This window comes from Candidatus Palauibacter sp. (assembly GCF_965197445.1).
In the GTDB taxonomy this organism is placed as follows: Bacteria; Gemmatimonadota; Gemmatimonadetes; order Palauibacterales; family Palauibacteraceae; genus Palauibacter.
This window is the reverse complement of record NZ_CBDANE010000005.1, coordinates 827,312-844,189: the sequence shown is the minus strand read 5'-3', so window position 1 is coordinate 844,189 and position 16,878 is coordinate 827,312. Positions and strand designations below refer to the sequence as shown.

14 protein-coding genes are annotated in these 16,878 nt (G+C 68.8%); 1 reads left to right on the top strand and 13 read right to left on the bottom strand.

Features of this window, described 5'->3' with window-relative positions:
* Positions 1-65 precede the first annotated feature (65 nt).
* The 8 genes from ACN9M6_RS11020 to ACN9M6_RS10985 all read right to left on the bottom strand — a co-directional run bounded on the left by ACN9M6_RS11020 (position 66) and on the right by ACN9M6_RS10985 (position 11,309).
* The gene (locus ACN9M6_RS11020) at positions 66-1,259 is read right to left on the bottom strand and encodes an amidohydrolase family protein (protein WP_419162960.1); all 1,194 of its coding nucleotides are present in this window, start codon (positions 1,257-1,259) and stop codon (positions 66-68) included.
* Positions 1,256-3,010 (bottom strand): gamma-glutamyltransferase, encoded by a 1,755-nt coding sequence (locus ACN9M6_RS11015; protein ID WP_419162959.1) that lies wholly within the window; start codon positions 3,008-3,010, stop codon positions 1,256-1,258. Before ACN9M6_RS11015 ends, ACN9M6_RS11020 begins: the two co-directional genes overlap by 4 nt.
* Positions 3,007-5,109: a prolyl oligopeptidase family serine peptidase gene (locus ACN9M6_RS11010; protein ID WP_419162958.1), complete on the bottom strand. Its 2,103-nt coding sequence runs from the start codon at positions 5,107-5,109 to the stop codon at positions 3,007-3,009. The genes ACN9M6_RS11015 and ACN9M6_RS11010 overlap by 4 nt, the downstream gene beginning before the upstream one ends.
* Positions 5,110-5,133: 24 nt before the next feature.
* A complete protein-coding gene (locus tag ACN9M6_RS11005; protein ID WP_419162957.1) occupies positions 5,134-7,026 on the bottom strand; it encodes a PQQ-binding-like beta-propeller repeat protein in 1,893 nt (630 codons plus the stop codon).
* Positions 7,027-7,234: 208 nt separating this feature from the next.
* Positions 7,235-8,461 carry a cupin domain-containing protein gene (locus ACN9M6_RS11000; RefSeq protein WP_419162956.1) on the bottom strand — a complete coding sequence of 409 codons (1,227 nt, stop codon included), beginning with the start codon at positions 8,459-8,461 and terminating at the stop codon, positions 7,235-7,237.
* Between the two features lie 557 nt (positions 8,462-9,018).
* Positions 9,019-10,029 (bottom strand): serine hydrolase domain-containing protein, encoded by a 1,011-nt coding sequence (locus ACN9M6_RS10995; RefSeq protein WP_419162955.1) that lies wholly within the window; start codon positions 10,027-10,029, stop codon positions 9,019-9,021.
* A 151-nt stretch (positions 10,030-10,180) separates the two neighbouring features.
* Positions 10,181-10,987 (bottom strand): sterol desaturase family protein, encoded by an 807-nt coding sequence (locus ACN9M6_RS10990; protein ID WP_419162954.1) that lies wholly within the window; start codon positions 10,985-10,987, stop codon positions 10,181-10,183.
* A 37-nt stretch (positions 10,988-11,024) separates the two neighbouring features.
* A complete protein-coding gene (locus tag ACN9M6_RS10985) occupies positions 11,025-11,309 on the bottom strand; it encodes a carboxypeptidase regulatory-like domain-containing protein (RefSeq protein WP_419162953.1) in 285 nt (94 codons plus the stop codon).
* A 180-nt stretch (positions 11,310-11,489) separates the two neighbouring features.
* Between ACN9M6_RS10985 and ACN9M6_RS10980 the strand changes: the two genes are divergently transcribed.
* Positions 11,490-13,040, top strand: coding sequence for a M28 family peptidase (locus tag ACN9M6_RS10980; RefSeq protein WP_419162952.1), 1,551 nt, complete (start codon positions 11,490-11,492; stop codon positions 13,038-13,040).
* A gap of 16 nt (positions 13,041-13,056) precedes the next feature.
* Here ACN9M6_RS10980 and ACN9M6_RS10975 read toward each other — a convergent pair whose 3' ends face one another.
* From ACN9M6_RS10975 to ACN9M6_RS10955, 5 genes are all read right to left on the bottom strand, one after another.
* A complete protein-coding gene (locus ACN9M6_RS10975) occupies positions 13,057-13,728 on the bottom strand; it encodes a DUF5715 family protein (RefSeq protein WP_419162951.1) in 672 nt (223 codons plus the stop codon).
* Between the two features lie 304 nt (positions 13,729-14,032).
* Positions 14,033-14,368 (bottom strand): amidohydrolase family protein, encoded by a 336-nt coding sequence (locus ACN9M6_RS10970; RefSeq protein ID WP_419162950.1) that lies wholly within the window; start codon positions 14,366-14,368, stop codon positions 14,033-14,035.
* A gap of 72 nt (positions 14,369-14,440) precedes the next feature.
* Positions 14,441-15,388 (bottom strand): biotin-dependent carboxyltransferase family protein, encoded by a 948-nt coding sequence (locus tag ACN9M6_RS10965; protein WP_419162949.1) that lies wholly within the window; start codon positions 15,386-15,388, stop codon positions 14,441-14,443.
* Positions 15,385-16,056 (bottom strand): 5-oxoprolinase subunit B family protein, encoded by a 672-nt coding sequence (locus ACN9M6_RS10960; protein ID WP_419162948.1) that lies wholly within the window; start codon positions 16,054-16,056, stop codon positions 15,385-15,387. The genes ACN9M6_RS10965 and ACN9M6_RS10960 overlap by 4 nt, the downstream gene beginning before the upstream one ends.
* Positions 16,053-16,784 (bottom strand): 5-oxoprolinase subunit PxpA, encoded by a 732-nt coding sequence (locus ACN9M6_RS10955; RefSeq protein ID WP_419162947.1) that lies wholly within the window; start codon positions 16,782-16,784, stop codon positions 16,053-16,055. Before ACN9M6_RS10955 ends, ACN9M6_RS10960 begins: the two co-directional genes overlap by 4 nt.
* Positions 16,785-16,878 lie beyond the last annotated feature (94 nt).

Sequence of the window (16,878 nt, the reverse complement as noted above, 5' to 3'; positions counted from 1 at the left end):
GAGGCCCCTTTTGCAGCGTAATCAGGGGCCCGTATTTCAATCTTCGGAGGGATCGGATCCGGGGCTCAGCCTCCGGTACGGTCGGTCAACTGGCGCTGCTCCCAGGCGCGGACGCGGGGGATGGCCGCGTCGAAGATGCGCTCGTAGTTGAGCCGCTCGACCTGGGCCCGTACTGCGGGGTCGAGACGCTCCCACAGCGGCGCGTAAACCGTGTAATTGGCCACGTAGGCGTCCCAGCCGGCGGGGGCCACGGCGTCGGTGCCGAACAGGAAGCGCGTCGAGTGACGTTCGATGAGCGTGGCCCACGCTTCGAGGGTCGCGTCATCGCCGACCACATACTTCGCGACTTCGTCCCACGAGATGTCGAGGGCCACATGGTCATGGCGTGGGTCGGAGAGCATGCGGTCCAGCCAGGCGACGTGCCCTTCGGACGGCGCAATGAAGCGGCCCAGGCCGGTGTGGGCCCAGATGATCGTCGTCTCCGCATGACGCGCGAAGATGTCCAGCAGTTCCGCAGCGTGATGCGGCGGCTCGCTGGGGCGAACATGGTCGATGTCGTTGTGGAAGATGACGACCAGGCCGATTTCCCCGGCGGTGGCCAGGATCCGGTCGAGAGCCGGGTTGCGCAGGCTTGCCGCGTGGCCCGAGACCTTGGACGACACGAACTCCTTGTGGATGCTGAACTCGCCGATGCCCGCGAAGACGCCGGGGAAGGTGAGCAGGACGCGCTCGATGTGGTCGGAGGCGTACATGTCCGCCGGGTTGAAGCCCGTGATCATGGGGTCGACGCGGCTGCGATCCTCCTCGGGCAGCGACAGATACTCTCGCGCGATCACGGCGTCCACGAACGAGTAGTAGTACAGGTCGGCGTTCGAACCCAGGTAGTAATCGGGCGCCTCGTCACCCGACAGGAAGTAGTCCCATTTCTGCTGCAGCGGGATCCCGAACATGGCCACCCGCCCGACGCGGCCGGCTGTCATGTCCAGGAACTCCCGCGCCGTCCCGCCTCGCTGGATGTAGTTCAGCAGGTGGAAGTGGGAATCGTTGAAGAGCACCGTTGGGGACCCCGATACCGCGGCGGCCTCAAGCGCGGACGCTGTCGTTTCGGAAGAAGATGTCGCCGCGCCGGCGACGGATGCGGCCGTGGATGGATTCTCGATCGCCGGCATCCCGACCGGACGCGGCCCCGCCGCGCAGGCGGTGAGCAAGACGACCGTCGTGAGCCCTCCCGCCGGCCGAACCCTCTGGCGCGCCCTCACCAGGCCACCGCGGCGCTGTTGTTGCGGTTGTGTGACGCGGCCCGCAGCTCCCCCGTCTCCGGATCCCGCTGGATCGCGACCCACAGTCCCTCACCGCCGAAGCGCGCCTCCTCGGGGTAGATCTCCTCGTACGCATAGCCCGTCCCGTCGAGGACCTCGCGCGGAAACTGCCCTCCGGGCACGCGGAACGTGAGCTGGCCGGTGGCCGGGTCGGCGTTCGGCATGAAGAAGTCGGGGGTGTCGATCGCCTCGTCCACCGTCATTCCGAAGTGCATCACGTTCAACAGCCCCTGGAAGGTCCGCTGGTGAAGTCCGGACCCCATCGAGGCGAAGCCGAGCACGGGCTCGCCGTCCCGGAACAGGATCCCGGTCTGGGTGGGCGCCGGCAGCCGCGAACCCGGCGCGAGGCGGGCGATCCGGGTCTGCTGGAACGACGCCGGATCGCCGATCGTGATCCCGTCCACGACGATCGCGGTCTTTCCCCACAGCACGGCGTTGATGCTGTGGGTGATCGCGGCGATGTTGCCGTCCGAGTCGATGGCCACGACGTCGTCGGAGTGGCCGGGCCGGGGCTCGGCCCAGTTGCCGAAGGGCAGACCGGTCTCGATGACGTTCCAGAGCCGCTCCGCGTGTTCCGGCGTGACCCGCGTCGCCGGAGTGAACTCGCCGCCCACCAGCGATGCGGCCAGTTCAGGCGGCACGAAGTCGAGCAGCGAGGCGCGGGTCACGTCGAGCGCCTTCCGTAGGGCGCCCGGCGCTTCCGTCCAGTGGCCCTCCTCGAGCAGCCCGGCCGTCGCCGCGAGCCGCTGCGCCTCGATCATCACGACCCCGCCACCGTTCGGCGGAGGGTTCGTGTGGATCTGCCAGCCGTCACCGAGGTCCGCCGTGAGCGGCTCGTCCCAGATGACGTCGTAGGCCGCGAGGTCTTCGACCGTCATCAGGCCGCCGTCCGCCTGGACCGCGGCCGCCGCCTTCTCCGCCCAGGGGCCGCCGTACATGTAGTCGGTGCCCTGCCCGGCCACGGCGCGCAGCGTCGCCGCCAGCGCGGGCTGCCGAAGCACATCCCCCTCGGTGTACGCCGAACCGTCTTCCTTCAGGAACGTCGCCTTCGTCTCGGGGAGACGGGCGAGGTCCGCGGCCCGGCCGCTCCAGTAACCCTCCACTTTCTTCGAGATCGGAAAGCCCTGTTCGGCGACATGGATCGCGGGGGCGAAGACCTCTTCCCAGGGGAGGCGCCCAAAACGTTCGTGTGCGGCCCCGACGCCCTTCATGAACCCGCCGACCAGCGCCGTGCGGCCGCTCACCGCGGTGCCGTAGATCCCCTGCGGAGACGACAGATTCACGCCTCCCGGGATGCTCGCCGGATCGTCTTCCCCGAGGACCGTGTTCCACTCGGCGTTCATGGTGTAGACCTGATCGGTCTCCGCGTCGTAGTACACGAGCGACATGATGCCGAAGTAGCTGATCGGCGCCCCCGCGGTGAGGGCGACCTGCGTGAGCGCGGTCGTCATCGCCGCGTCGACCGCGTTCCCTCCCTGCTTGAGCGCCTCCAGCCCGGCCCGCGCCGCGAGCCCGTTGTAGGCGACGGTGACCGCGCCGTTCTCGCCCGTGGCCACGCCGGCTTCCGTCCGGTCCACGAGTTGCGCCTCCATGAAGCGCTCATAGTCGGCGGCCCAGCGCTCCGGCGAGAGATCCACCTCCGCCTGGCACCCGACCAGGAGGAGGGAGACCAGAAGAACCGCGCGACTCATTCTTCGGATGTCGCGGAGGGACGCAGCCACTGCTCCCACCATTCGAGCTGCACCCACATCCGGTGCACCATGCGCCATGGGGTCCATCCCCCGTGATAGGAGTCGGGATAGCGGACGAACTTCGCGGGCACCTGCTGCTTCCGGAGCGCCACGTACATCTGCTCGGCCTCCTCGACCGGGACCCGGTGGTCCGATTCGCCGTGTACGAAAAGGGTCGGCGTCGTCACGCCCTTCGCGTAGATGATGGGTGACGAGCGCAGCAGGTGTTCGAGCCCGCGCTCCTCCCACGGCGGCCCGAAGAACTCGCTCTCCTTCGTGCGGGGGATGTCCGCCACGCCGTAGTCGCTGACCCAGTTCGAGATCGAGGCCCCGGCGATGGCGGCGGCAAAGCGGTTCGTCTGCGTGATGACCCAGTTCGTGAGATATCCCCCGTAGGAATAGCCGGTCACGCCCATGCGCGCGGTGTCGATGTCGTAGTGCTCGATCGCATGGTCGACGCCCGCCATCACGTCGTCGTAGTCGTTGAAGCCCCAGCCGCCCCACGTCCCCCAGCGGAAGTCCTCGCCGTATCCGGTCGAAGCCCGGGGGTTGGTGAACAACACCATGTAGCCCTGGGCCGCCAGTAGCTGCTGGTCGAACGAGAAGGTGTTTCCGTACGCGCCGTGCGGTCCGCCGTGCATCTGGAGAACCATCGGCAACTCGCCCTGCCCGGCGCCGTAGCCGCGCGCCGGGAGCATCCAGCCCTCGACCTCCGTCCCGTCGGGATTCCGGAAAAGGAGACGATCCGGGCTCGACAGTTCGATCCCCGCGAGCAACTCGCTGTTGACCTCGGTAAGGCGGACCTCCTCTCCTCCCACCTCGGTGGTCCAGATGTCCCCTGGCTCGGTCGGCGAGGTGAGACGGAAGGCGACGCGCGAGAAGTCCTCCGAAAACGAGAAGCCGCCCAGCCGGCGGTCGCCAGCGGTCAGCTGTTCGACCGCGCCCCCGGCTTCGGCGACGCGGAACAGATGAGTGTTCCCCCGGATGCCCGCGGAGAAGTAGACGTGTCGGCCGTCCGAGCTCACGTCGGGTCCGCTCGGAATCAGATCCCAGTCGGTGGTGAGGTTGCGGAGTCGTGTCCCGCTCTCCGCGTCGAACACGAAGAGGTCGGACGGCGCCCCGCGGTCGCGTCCCTCACCGATGACGATGTCGAGGCCCTCGTTGCCGCGGACCACGAGCCGCGCGCCGCCGACGGACCAGGCGGGGGACGAGTAGTTGTACCCGTCGTCCGTGAGTCTCCGCGCGTCGGCGTTCACGGTCACAACCCACAGATCCGACCGCTCGTACGTGTGTTCGTCGCGCTGGTGGGCGTCGGCCGTGAAGGCGAGCCGCCCGCCGTCCGGGCTCCAGGCCAGGCCGGAGGCGTCGACTCCCAGATCCGTGAGTCGCCGCGGTTCCCCGCCCTCGGCCGGGAGCAGGTAGACCTCCCGGGGCGGCGTCGCACTCGGATCGCGCGGGTCGGCCAAGTAGCCTCTCCGGTCGAACCGGTAGTTCATCCAGTCGTATGTGCGTCCGTCGAACCGCTCGACCGTACGCCGCTCGAAGTCGGAGCCGTAGGTCGGCTCGGGCGGAGGCGGGGGCGGCGTCGGGCGGGTGAACGCGATCCAGCGGCCGTCCGGACTGAAGACGGGCGAGCCCCCCAGCCCCTCGAGCTGGAACGCCTCCCCGGCCGGCCGGTCCATGCGGAGGAACCACGTGCTCCCGGCGCCCGAACCGCCCGGGTCCGGGCGATTCGACGAGAAGACGAGAAAACGGCCGTCCGGGGTCCAGCGGGGCGAGGAGGCGCTGAAGCTCGGGCTCGTCACCCGCGCGGCTTCGCCTGACCCGTCGGCGTCTACGAGCCAGATCTCGCTGTGGCGACGGTTCTCTTCCTCGAGGACCGACGTCACGACGTAGGCCACGCGAGATCCATCGGGGGAGAGGGCGGGACTCCCCGCGTCCTTCAGCCGGTAGTAGTCGGCGAGTTCGAGCGGTCGCCCTTCCTGCGCGACGAGACCGGGCGGCGCGAGGAGCGCGGCGAGGGGAATCCAGGCGAGCAGTTGAGCGTTGCGAACGCGCATGGCGGCCTCCGATATCGGGCTGGACTAGCGTCGTAGTCGATAGGCGAGAAGCAGATTGCCGGGCATCTGGCTGAACAGGTCGTATCCCGAGTTGACGAGGACGTAGCCGCGCGCGACGACGGGTCCTGGTCCGTCGATCGCGCCGCCCCGGCCCGGCACGCCGTTGACGGTCTCGAACTCGCGGGCCGTGTCGACATCCCAGAGCACCGACCCATCCTCCGTGGAAAAGGCGCGCAGGTGGCCGTCCAGGCTCCCGGCCAGCACCGCCCCTTCGATCGCGGTGGGCGCGGCCGAGAAGAACGGCATGCAACCGGCCCGGCCAGCACAGACCGACGGATCGGGCGGAGCGTGCCACAGCACCTCCCCGGCGGCGAGTTCAAGTGCGTAGACGCCGGGCGTGGGTGGATCCTCCGCGTTCATCTGCGTGGAGGCGCCCGACCGCGGGTCCGAGATGATGGCGAACGGGTTGTCGACATTCGGCACGTAGGCTCGGCGTCCGTCGGAGGTGAGGCCCCAGTGGATGCCGCCGAGAGAGCTTCCCCTCCCGACCCGGCGCGCCCACACCAGTTCGCCGTCTGAATCGGGATCCAGCGCCCACACCATGCCGGATTTCTGGCCGGCGATCAGGAGCTGGGACCCATCCTCGGCGGTGACGATGATCGGCGCCATGCCGAAGTCGTGATCCGGCCCCGTCGGCGCGGGACAGTTCTGGAAGCGGGGCGACAGGCAGGACATGTTCCACGCGTCGTCCTCCCGCCCCTGGAAGGTCCACGCGGCCTCGCCCGTCTCCATGTCGAGCGCCGTGATGGCGTCACTCCCACCCGTTGTCGGACGCGTGTAGTTCTCGCCGGTCCCGATGTAGAGGAGGCCGCGCGTGGCGTCGACGGTGGGACTGGCCCATACCGGTGCGCCGGAGGGCGCGAACAGTCGCGTCCCGGCCTCGTTCTCTCCCACGTGTCGCGGTTCCTCGGCCACGGTCCGGAACTCCCAGAGCGGTTCAGCCGTCTCGGCGGAGAAGGCCGCGACGCCTCCGCTCGATGTGCAGCACTCGTGGGTCGGATCGCCAGCGGTGATGATCTCCATCGACGAGAGCGGGACGAAGACGCGGCCACTGTGGACGGCCACGCTCCCCGTGACGACGTGGTCCGCATGGGTTCCTGCGGTCGCGCGCCAGTGGAGTGCACCGGTGGTCGCATCGATCGCATACACGTTCGTCGCGAAGTCCCCGAAGAAGGCGGTCTGCGTCCCGTCGGGGCCGTCGCCGATCGCGATCGCCCCGCGCACCGCCGCGTCGGCCGCGAAGACCCAGTGCACGCAGCCGGTCTCGAGATCGATCGAGTACACCTCGCCGTACGCGGAGCCGACGATGACCCGGTCGTCGACGACCGCCGGCTTCGAGCGCACTTGGCTCGCGTCGGGGAAGCCGAAGGCCCAGGCGAGTTCGAGATTCGGCAGGTCGGCGGCGGTGAGCCCCGCGCGGGCCGCGTCCACGAAACCCGTCTCGCCCTCACCTCCGCCCCATCCGGACCAGTGCACCTCGCCTGCTAGCTGCGGCGGGCTCGCGCAGAAGGCCGACGAAGGCAGCCGGGTCTCGACCAGCGGCTCGCCCGTGAGCCATTCCGCCACGGTTCGGCGCTCCTCCGGCGTCAACTGCTCGCCGTGCCTACGCATCCGGCCGCCCTCAAGCGAACTGAGCACGGCACGCGGCGTCATCGCCCCGAGCGTCGTGAGGCCGGGGGCGCGCACCGTGCGCTGCCCGGCATGGCACTCCGCGCACGAGGAGACGAACACCTGCATGCCGGGGCTGTCGTCCATGGGGGGCGGGTCGAGCAGCCCACGTCCGGGGTATTGGGCGACTGCCGGAGCTGCACCCGCAGTGAGGGCGATTCCGGCGAACATGGCGGCAGCGATGCGCATCGATCGGTTTCTCCTGACGAGACCATGACAGACTCCCCCAAACATAGGCCCCTGCGTCTCGCCGCGGGACCGTGCTCCGGCCGATTCAACACGTTGGCGACGTTCGCGCGCGAAGCGTGTGCCGGTGGCGCTCTGCTCGGGTAAGGCGTCACCGGCACGATGCCCGGTGCCGGTAGGCCTGGTAACCGAGGCGCGTTGTCCGTGGAGGTTATTCCGCCTCGGTGGACATTAGGATGCCTTCGCGCATCATCGTCGCCAGAACGACCTTCCGGCCCTCCCAGTCGAGGGTGTCTTCGATGGCACCCGCCGTACAGGCCTCCCCGGTCAGCACCGCCCGGACGGTGGCGGTCGCGACCTGCGGGAAATCCAGTTCTCTCCCGGCAGCGGTGACGACCACCCGACCGTCTCGCACCTGGGTGCGGGTCCCGAGGTGGGGACGAAGCTGGATCCGGGTGTCCGGGGACAACGCCGCGACGGCGCCTATGGCCTGGGACAGGTAGTTTGAACAGGATGGCCGGAAGGCGCGTCCGATATCATCCAGCTTCGCGACCAAGGTGGACTTGATGTCCAGGCTGTCGGGCAGGTCGCGCAGTCGGCACCGCAGTTCATTGCGCACCTCCCGTTTGGTTTCGGCCCCGGTCCCGAAACCAAACGGGAGGTTCTCGCGCCACGCGCGCGATCGCAACGCGAGTTCACCGACACACTCCAGCAGGAACTCGGCCCATGTGTACGCGATCAAACCGAGCGTGATATGAAGCGAGGTCTCCGGTCCGGATTCGGCGGCGTGCATAACCCCTCGAGGGATATAGACGACATCGCCGGCCGACACAGTGAACTCTCCCGCCACGACGCCTGGTTCGTGCTCCTCTGAGCAGGACCGCTGACCTGCGAGCGGGAAGTCCTCAGCTCCGTCGTAGATCTGCCAGCGCTTGGACCCCTCAACCTGCAGCACGAACACGTCATGCGTATCCCAGTGTGGCTGAAAGCCCTGCGAATCAGGCGGCGTTAGGTAGATGTTGGTCTGGGTGCGGGCGCCGGCCTGGGCGGCGAACGAGGCACACAGCCTCCGGAGCGGTTCGTGCCGATGGTGGAGCGACTCGAAGATCACCGTGCCGCCTTCCGCGAACAGCCGCGCGACCTTCATCGCATCGATCAGCCCCCCATGCTCGTACGCCGAACGATTGACTGCGGAGTCGCATCGAACCACGCGAATATGTGGCGGTCCCAGTCCGTAGGTGCCGAGAACCGTGTCCAGGACCTCCGAAGACACGAGTCCATGGAATCGATCCTCACGTATGTCCTTGCAGTGCAGAACCTGCTTGCCAAGTACGGAATGGAGGAACGATACGTGCGCGGGATCAAAGCCGAGAATCCAGGACAGCGGATTGGTGGCGTCCAGACCTTGAATCGCCGGATCGGTCTGTGCATGACTCACTATGGTCGCCACTGTTATCGGCTTCCCCTTACACTCCCAGGATTCCGTCGTCATGGTCGGTCCGAGGATCATACGCTAGATAGTCACGATCCAACCTCGGCCTCCCGTCCACGTCCACCCCATCCCCGAATACGACGTCACCCCCTAACACGAAGTCGCTAACCGGAGTGTATAGCCTACCGTGATCGCTCTGGAGGTGATCTTCGTCCCCCACCGGATCGCCAACCAGCTTCGCGCATCCCCCCAGCGCCGCGCCGATCGTGCCCAGCAGCGTGCTCCGGCCGAAGGCCGTGACGAAAGTTCGCCGGGGTACGTCCCGAACTCGCACATCCTGCCCTGCCACCGTACCCTGCCGTGGTGAAGAAGTCATATCCCCGTCGTATCTCTCGTCCTGATCCACTGGATCTCTGCTCTTCGGTAGGAGTTGGTACGCTATTGACGGCGGTGCGTTCCCGAAAAAGGCCTGAAGACCGGTAACGATAAAACCTTCGGGCAGGAGAGCGAGCGAACCAAGGTAAAGAAGGGAACGCCGTAGATCGTTGCGGAGGGAGTCCGCATCACGAGCGGATCGGGCGCGCGGCCTCGATTACGCGGCGTACGACGAGATCGGCCACTGCGTCAGCCTGTCTCCCGTCGAAATCGCCGGTCCCGCGCCAATGGGTCTGGGCCACGACAACGAGTTGCCGATCCGGCACAACCCACACGAACTGGCCGCCGTAGCCCCACATGGTGAACGCGGACACATCGTCGCCGCCGCCCTGGCGGTCGCTCCAGGTCTGGTAGCCGTACCCCGCGTCCCGGAGCACGTAGCCTATGTCGCCCAGCGCGACGAGCCGACCGATCTGTGCCTCCACCCAGGCCCGGGATACGATCTGCCGGGAGCCGGACCGGCCGCCCTGCAGGAGGAGCTGTCCGATCTTCGCGGCGTCGCGCGCACGAAGCGCCAGTGCCGCCCCGCCCACGATCACGCTGTCCTGCATGAGCGGCCAGCGCTTGTTCGTGATGCCGAGAGGTTCCAGGAGTTCCCGCTCCGCGAACTCCAGCGCGCTACCGTCGACCACGTTCTCGACGATCGCCGTCAGGAGGTGCGATCCACCGGTGTTGTAGATGAACCGCCGACCCGGCGGGGCGATGACCGGGAGGTCCAGCACGTACGCCACGGGCCGGCCGGAGCGGACCCATGGACCGAAGTGCTCATCGTCAGACCATTGCATGCCGCTCGTCATCGTGAGGAGGTCCCGGACGCGGATGGCGTCATGTTCGGCCCGCAGCGACGGATGCGGCAGCCGATCCCTCATCAAGTCGTCCGGATCCAGGAATCCCCGGTCCGACGCGAGGCCGACGAGCAGCGCCGTGACGGTCTTCGTGACGGACCTCATGTCGAAGGCCGAGTCCGGGTGCATGCCACCGAAATACGCCTCCTCGACGAGCCGTCCGTTACGCACCGCGACGAGGGCCCGGAGGTTCGGCACGGCCTCGTCGGCGTCGGCGAAAGCGGCCTCGAGCAGGTTCCCATCGAACCCCTCCGCCGCGGGCGTCGAGGTCGCCCAGACCTGCGACAGATCCACGGGCCGCAGGACCGGGTCGGGTCCGATGCCACGATCCCCGGGTTCGACCGGGGCGACCGCATTGTCGCACGCCCCGAGCGCCGCTGCGCAGAGGAGGGCGGGCAGGCGGGGAGAGCGCGCCCTCCAGCCTCGCCCTCGTGAAGCCCGCCGCCTACCCGCGGCGCCGACGCCGGAACGGCATGACGAGGATGCCGCGCAGCGTGCCCCACTCCGAGCGGTCCAGATTCTCGAGGCCGAGCCGGATGTCGCGCGGTTCCCCCCGCAGCCGGAAGCTCCCGAACACCCGGTCCCAGAAGGAGAAGATGCTCGAGTAGTTGGAGTCCGTCTCCGGCTGGTAGTCGGAGTGGTGGACCCAGTGCATCCAGGGCGTGACGATGAGCCAGCGCAGCCGCCGGTCCACCGCGCCGGGGAGGCGCACGTTGCTGTGGTGGAAGAGGATGATGGGAAGGAGGATGGTCTCGTAGATCAACACCTCTCCCACCGTCAGGCCCAGGAGCGGCAGCACCGCGAGACGGGCGAGCGAGGAGAGCACGATCTCCCCCGTATGGAAGCGGAGTCCCGAGGTGGCGTCCAGTTCTGCGTCCGAGTGGTGGACGGCGTGGAAGCGCCACAGGAACGGGATGCGGTGGTTGAGGCGATGCCACCCATATTGCCACGCATCGAAGATCACGACCGCGAGCGCGATCCGCGCCCAACCCGGCAGGTCGAGCAGGTGAAGCAGCCCGAAACCGCGTTCCCTCGCCCCTTCCGTCACGAACAGCGTCGCTGCGGCGAAGATGACGGCCGTAACCGCCGCGTTCCCCATTCCGAGGGCGAGGTTTCGCGCCCCGTGCCGTGCCCGCGCGCTCCGGCCCTCGAACATCGGGAGGACGCCCTCGATCAGCCACAGGGTCGCAAGGGCGAGCGCGGCGCCGGCGGTCTTCAGCGTATTGGGATCGTCGAACACGGGAGCGAACATAGCGCGGCGGGCCGGATTCGGGCATGACCGGCGACCCTTATCGTTCGGGGCCGATGGCCGTCTCGTATCCGAGAGTCGAGACGCGTATCGAGTAGCGGCCCGGGACCAGCTCGATGGAGTAATACCCGAAGCGGTTGGTCGCGATGGAGAATTCGCGCTCGACGATCTCGAGCCGCGCGCTTCGCAGCACCTCCTCGTTCGCGGCCGAACGCACGTATCCCGACAGACGCACGGACTCCGGCTCCTGGGCGCGTACCCTTTCGGGCCAGGCAATCGCGACGGCCAGCTGAACCAGGGCCAGGATGGCCGTCGTCGGTCGCAAGCCGAGACGGACGTCGAGACTGATGCCGAGACTGATGTCGTGTCTCTCGAGTTGAAGTGGACAACCGCCGGAGGGCGACGCTGTGGCCGCCAGTCGCCGGGGGACGCAGTTTCCGGGGCCGAAGCTGGCGCCCACAGCAGCCTATCCCCTCGGGAAATAACATACAAAGGAATCGGCACGATGAACCGGATACTCCTCTGCACCCTCCTGGCGCTCGGCGCCGCAGGCACGCGGGACGCGGCCGCTCAGACCTTCCCCACCGACGACCCCGTAATCCGCCATATGTGGGAGGAGGGGATGGGAGACGGCTCGCAGGTCTTCGACCTCGCGCAGGCGCTGATGGACTCCATCGGGCCGCGGCTGATGGGATCTCCGAGCTTCGACGCGGCCGGCGACTGGTTGCTGTCGCGCTACGAGGCCTGGGGGATCGAGGCGGAGAAGCAGGAGTACGGGACCTGGATCGGCTGGAATCGGGGCTACAGCCACATCGACCTCATCTCGCCGCGCGTGCGCTCGCTCGAAGGGATGATGCTCGCCTGGAGTCCAGGCACGGAGGGTCCGGTCGAGGCGGATGTCGTGCTGATGCCGGGATTCTCGTCGCGCGAGGCGTTCGATGCGTGGCTGCCATCGGTGGCCGGCAAGGCGGTCGCGATTTCGTTCCCCGAGCCGACGTGCCGGGAGGACCAGTCCTGGGAGGACCACGCCACGGCCGAAACGGTGGAGCGCATGCGGGCGAGCCGGGACGAGGCCCGGAGCGCGTGGTTCAGCGGCATGCGTAACCTTGGCGGCGATTTCGCCCAGCGGATCGCCGACGCCGGCGCCGTCGCGCTGCTCACGGGGCGATGGTCGCAGGGCTGGGGGGTCGACAAGATCTTCAGCTCGCCGAGTCGTACGGTGCCCGGCCTGCACCTGAGTTGCGAGGACTATGGGCTCCTGGCCCGAATCGCCGAACGGGGCCAGTCGCCGCGCGTGCGCATCGATGCCCGGGCGGAGTTCCTCGGCGACGTGCCCGCGTTCAACGTGGTGGGGCGAATCCCCGGTGTGGAACTGCCGGACGAGTATGTGCTGCTGAGCGCGCACCTCGACTCCTGGGACGGCGCGTCGGGCGCCACCGACAACGGCACCGGCACGATCATGATGCTGGAGGCGATGCGCCTCCTGAAGACGGCCTACCCGAACCCGCGGCGGACCATCCTCGTCGGGCACTGGGGCGGCGAGGAGCAGGGTCTCATCGGCTCGACCGCGTTCGCGGCGGACAACCCGGAGGCCGTGGACGGCCTGCAGGCCGCGTTCAACCAGGACAACGGCACGTGGAGGATCGACTACATCCGGATGCAGGGCTTCACCGGCGCGGGGGCGCACTTCGGCCGCTGGTTCTCTAAGATCCCCGTCGAGATCACCGGGCACATCGAACTCGACATCCCGGGCGTGCCCGAGACGGGCGGAAGCGACCACATGTCGTTCATCTGCAAGCCGGCTCCCGGGTTCCGGCTGCAGTCGAACTACCCCGACTACCGGCAGTACACGTGGCACACGAACCGGGACACGTTCGACAAAGTCGTGTTCGACGACCTGCGGAATAACGCGACGCTCGCGGCGATGCTCGCCTACCAGGCCTCCGAGGATCCGGATCGCGTGCCGCGCGACACACGCGTCTTGCCGCCAGGCCCCCGCGGCGGACCGGGCCAGTGGCCGCAATGCCGTCCCCCTCGGCGCAGCGCCGGAGGTTAACCGGTCAGCGGGAGGGTCAACCGGGGAGTGTGAGCACCTGGCCGGGATAGATCCGGTTGCCGTTCAGGTTGTTGGCGGACCGGAGGCGCGTCACGGTCGTCTCGTGCCTGCGGGCGATCTCCCACAACGAGTCGCCCGGCCTCACCTCATAGCGCCCCGCGCTGGCGAGCGAGATCCGGTCCACGTACGCGGCGTATTGCCGCGGGAAGAGGGCCACGTGGTAGTGTGGCGGCCGGCGCTCCATCGAGACCTCCAGCACCCCTGACCCCTCGAGCTGGAGCAGAACGCGCTCCAGCCACGCGCGACACTTCCCGGCGGGCCGGCGGAGATCGAGCGCCATTCCCGTCGGGTGGACGGAGCGGGGAGAGGCGTTTCTCGGCTGCTGGTTCCTGGGTCGGGTCAGACTCGTCACCACGAGTTGCTCGCCGCAGGCCCGCGTGTACTGCGGCCCGAGACGGGAGATGAACAGCTTCACTTCCGGCCGCGCGTAGGGGAAGGAGAGGTTGTGCAGCAGGTAGTCGGGCGACTGGGGTACGCGCACGAGATAGCCCGCGTTCACGAACCTTTCGACCTGCGCCGGCGTAGCGATGTACGTGAAGTCATGCTGGCGGGCGGCGCGGTTCTGCCTGTCCAGCGAACTCGTGGATCCGCGCAGACTCTGCCCCGAGATGTCTCCGGGGACAGCCATGGGAAGAAGTACGGCCGCCGCCACCAGAGAAAGATGTGAATATCGAAGAGATCGCGCGCCAAGGCGCGAATACGCCGACCGGATTGTCACGACCGCCTCCCCCGCTGCTCCACCCCGCCCGAACGACATATGCAGTAGCAATATACGGAAGCAGGATGCCGACGTTCAACCCCGAGCCGAAAAAACCGCTTCAGGACGCAAGCCGGGAGTTCCGGTCCACGACGATGTCTCCGCCCTTCATGACAAACGTCACGCGTTGATGAGCTCCGCGGCTACGCTGGTGCCGGCCCGAATGGCGTCCATCTCAGCCTTCGTTGATCGCGTTCCTGAGCGCGACGTCGGAGAAATGGCGAGCCCCTGCGTCGCGTCCCGATGTGAAACCGCTCTCGGGCACCTCGCGGGCGTGCTGCGCGCCGATCAGCGCGAAGTCCGCCTGGGTCCAGAGGACCAGTGCGCTCTCCCACCCCGGGGTCCCGGTCAGCGGATAAGTCAGATGCGAGTGCGCGTCGATGAAACCCGGGAGCAGGGTCTGGTCGGACAGATCGATCACCCGGGCGTCCGAGATCGGCGGGGCGCCCGTCCCGTCGATCAGCAACATGACCGTGGCCGCAACGCTCGGGGACGGTCTGTTCGTACGCATGTTCACCTCGCGGGACTGAGATCCGGGATTCGACACCCGGAGGCTGAGAACGGGGACGCCTCCAGGCAAGGTTCAGCGGACGCCGAAGAAGGACTCGCGGCGAGCCATGGCGCGCCGAAGCGCCTCCGGCTCCGCCGAAACGAAGCGGACGGTTGTCCCGGGCCGGGCCTGCGCGAGAGCATCGAGCGCGATGGGATCCACGGCGCCGAGCTTCGCGTAGCCGCCGATCGTGGGCCGGTCCCGCATGAAGACGAGTGGGCGGCCGTCGCCGGTGACCTGGACGGTGCCGTCAACGAGGGGTACGGAATCCAGCACGCGCGGGCCCGAAGCCAGTTCCGGGCCGGCCAGCCGGGTCGCGGTGCGATCGCTCGCCGGGTCCACCGTCCATTCCGCGGCGAACGTGCAGTCGCGATCGGCTCGCGAGAATTCCGGCCACTCGTAGCCGACGATCAGCGGAAGCGCGAGCGCGGCGGCGGGCGGCGGTACGAGATCGGCGGGCACGCGGCGGATCGGGCAGGCCCGGTCGGGGTCGCTCCAGCGCAGCGTTTCGCCTGCCCGGAGCGGTCGGCCGAGCAGCCCGGGCAGTCCGTCGCGGGCCACGGCGGACGCCGAGCCGAACGCCCGGTCGACGTCCAGACCGCCGGGGAACGCGAGGTAGGCGCGCATGCCCGTCGCGCTGTACCCGAGCCGCAGCACCTGGCCCCGGCGGGCCCGGATGGTCCGCCAGGCGCCCGTCTCGACGCCGTCGAGCGAAGCGGCGCAGTCGGCTCCCGTGAGCGCCACGGCCGTCTCGACGGCGAAGCGGAGCGCGAGACCGCCCAGCGTGATCTCCAGCGCGGCCGCCGCGGGGTCGTTGCCGAGGAGCCGGTTGGCCCACAGGTACGCCCGCTGGTCCATCGCGCCCCCCGGCGCGAGACCGGCCCGCCGGCCGCTCCGTCTCCCCAGGTCCTGGACCGTGCAGTAGGGCCCGGGCCGATCCACGACCGCGTGCGGCTTCGCACCCCCGCCCGCGGCGGTCACCGGCACTCCGCCTCGTAGTCCTTCCGCCCGATGCGGCGGAACTCGGCCGAACCGCCCGCGGTGAAACGGGCGATCCGCTCGGCGGCATCCTCGAAGAACGGCGACGGTACGCGGCCGACCAGGCACCATCCGCCCGGCCCGTCCGCCGGATACACGCCGGTTCGCCGGTCGGCGATCCCCACTGACCCCCGCGGCACGGACGCCCGCGGCGATGCCAGGCGGGGCGCGGCGATTCGCGCATCGAGATCGCCCAGGTAGGCGAACCCCGGGGCGAAGCCCGTCGCGAGCACCATGTACGTCGTGCCGCTGTGGACGCGCGCCACGTCGTCGGGCGTCAGACCCGCGATCGCCGCCACATCCTCCAGATCCGGAGCCAACTCCCCGTCGTAGCACACCGGCAGCGTGACCAGCGCAGCGGACGGCGCCTCCGGCTCGCCCTCCAGCGCGGCGCGAGCGCCCGTCTCCAGCCTGGCTCCGACCTCGGACGGGTCCCAGAGGCTCGGCGTTCCCTCGACCAGGAGACGGTTGAAGGCCGGAATCGTGGCCCGGAGGCCGGGCAGAGTCTCGCGCGCGAACCGCTCGAGGCGCAGCACGCGGGCGATGCCGTCCCGGTCGGGCGCGACCGGCAGCGTGACCAGGGCGCTGGCGGGCCCCGGAAAGGCGATCACGCCGCGCGCGGAATCAGCTCGCGAATGCGGCGCAGCGCTTCCTGCGCCACGGGGTTGTCGCCGTGTACGCACAGGGTCTCCGCCGCCACGGCGAGCCGGCCCTCCGGTGTTGCCACGAAGCCTTCCAGGAGACGCCCCACGTGCGTCGCCACCGCATCGGGGTCCGTCAGGACCGCCCCCTCGATCGACCGCGACCGCAGGCGTCCGTCCGGCGCATAGCCCCGGTCCGCGAACGCCTCGAACACCAACTCCAGCCCCGTATGCGCGAGCAGCGCCGTGTGCCGTTCGCGATCGGGCGTGGCCTGCAACACGAAGGCGAGCGAGTCATCCACGGCCGCCACTCCCTCGGCCAGCCGCTCGAGGAGCCCGTCGTCCGACATCATGGCCAGGTACAGAGCCCCGTGCGGCTTCACATGATGGAGCGTGATCCCGAGCGCGGTCGCGACGGCCTGGAGCGCGCCGATCTGCGCCTGGACCTCGAGCACGAGCGAGTCGACCGGCCAATCCAGCCTCAGACGCCCGAAATTTCGCCGGTCCGGATAGCCTGGATGAGCCCCCGTCTTCACGTCGTACTCGGCCGCCAGCGAGAGCGTTCGGGCCATCGTATCCGGGTCTCCGGCGTGTGCCCCGCACGCGATATTGGCCCAGTCGATCAGCGGCATCACCGCGGCGTCGGCGCCCTTCTCCCAGGGCCCGTAGCTCTCCCCCATGTCGCAGTTGAGAAGCATGCCGGAACATATCTTGCGCGACCCCGCTTCCGCACCCGCGACGACCGGAAGCCGCATGGCTGGCGGCGGACTGAGTGGGGCGCGAAGATTCGGG

Coding starts and splice junctions, on each gene's coding strand:
- ACN9M6_RS11005 (WP_419162957.1), bottom strand. CDS start 7,026: ATGCGCATCGCTGCCGCCATGTTCGCCGGAATCGCCCTCACTGCGGGT.
- ACN9M6_RS10980 (WP_419162952.1), top strand. CDS start 11,490: ATGAACCGGATACTCCTCTGCACCCTCCTGGCGCTCGGCGCCGCAGGC.
- ACN9M6_RS10975 (WP_419162951.1), bottom strand. CDS start 13,728: ATGGCTGTCCCCGGAGACATCTCGGGGCAGAGTCTGCGCGGATCCACG.
- ACN9M6_RS11015 (WP_419162959.1), bottom strand. CDS start 3,010: ATGAGTCGCGCGGTTCTTCTGGTCTCCCTCCTCCTGGTCGGGTGCCAG.
- ACN9M6_RS10955 (WP_419162947.1), bottom strand. CDS start 16,784: ATGCTTCTCAACTGCGACATGGGGGAGAGCTACGGGCCCTGGGAGAAG.
- ACN9M6_RS10970 (WP_419162950.1), bottom strand. CDS start 14,368: ATGCGTACGAACAGACCGTCCCCGAGCGTTGCGGCCACGGTCATGTTG.
- ACN9M6_RS11010 (WP_419162958.1), bottom strand. CDS start 5,109: ATGCGCGTTCGCAACGCTCAACTGCTCGCCTGGATTCCCCTCGCCGCG.
- ACN9M6_RS10990 (WP_419162954.1), bottom strand. CDS start 10,987: ATGTTCGCTCCCGTGTTCGACGATCCCAATACGCTGAAGACCGCCGGC.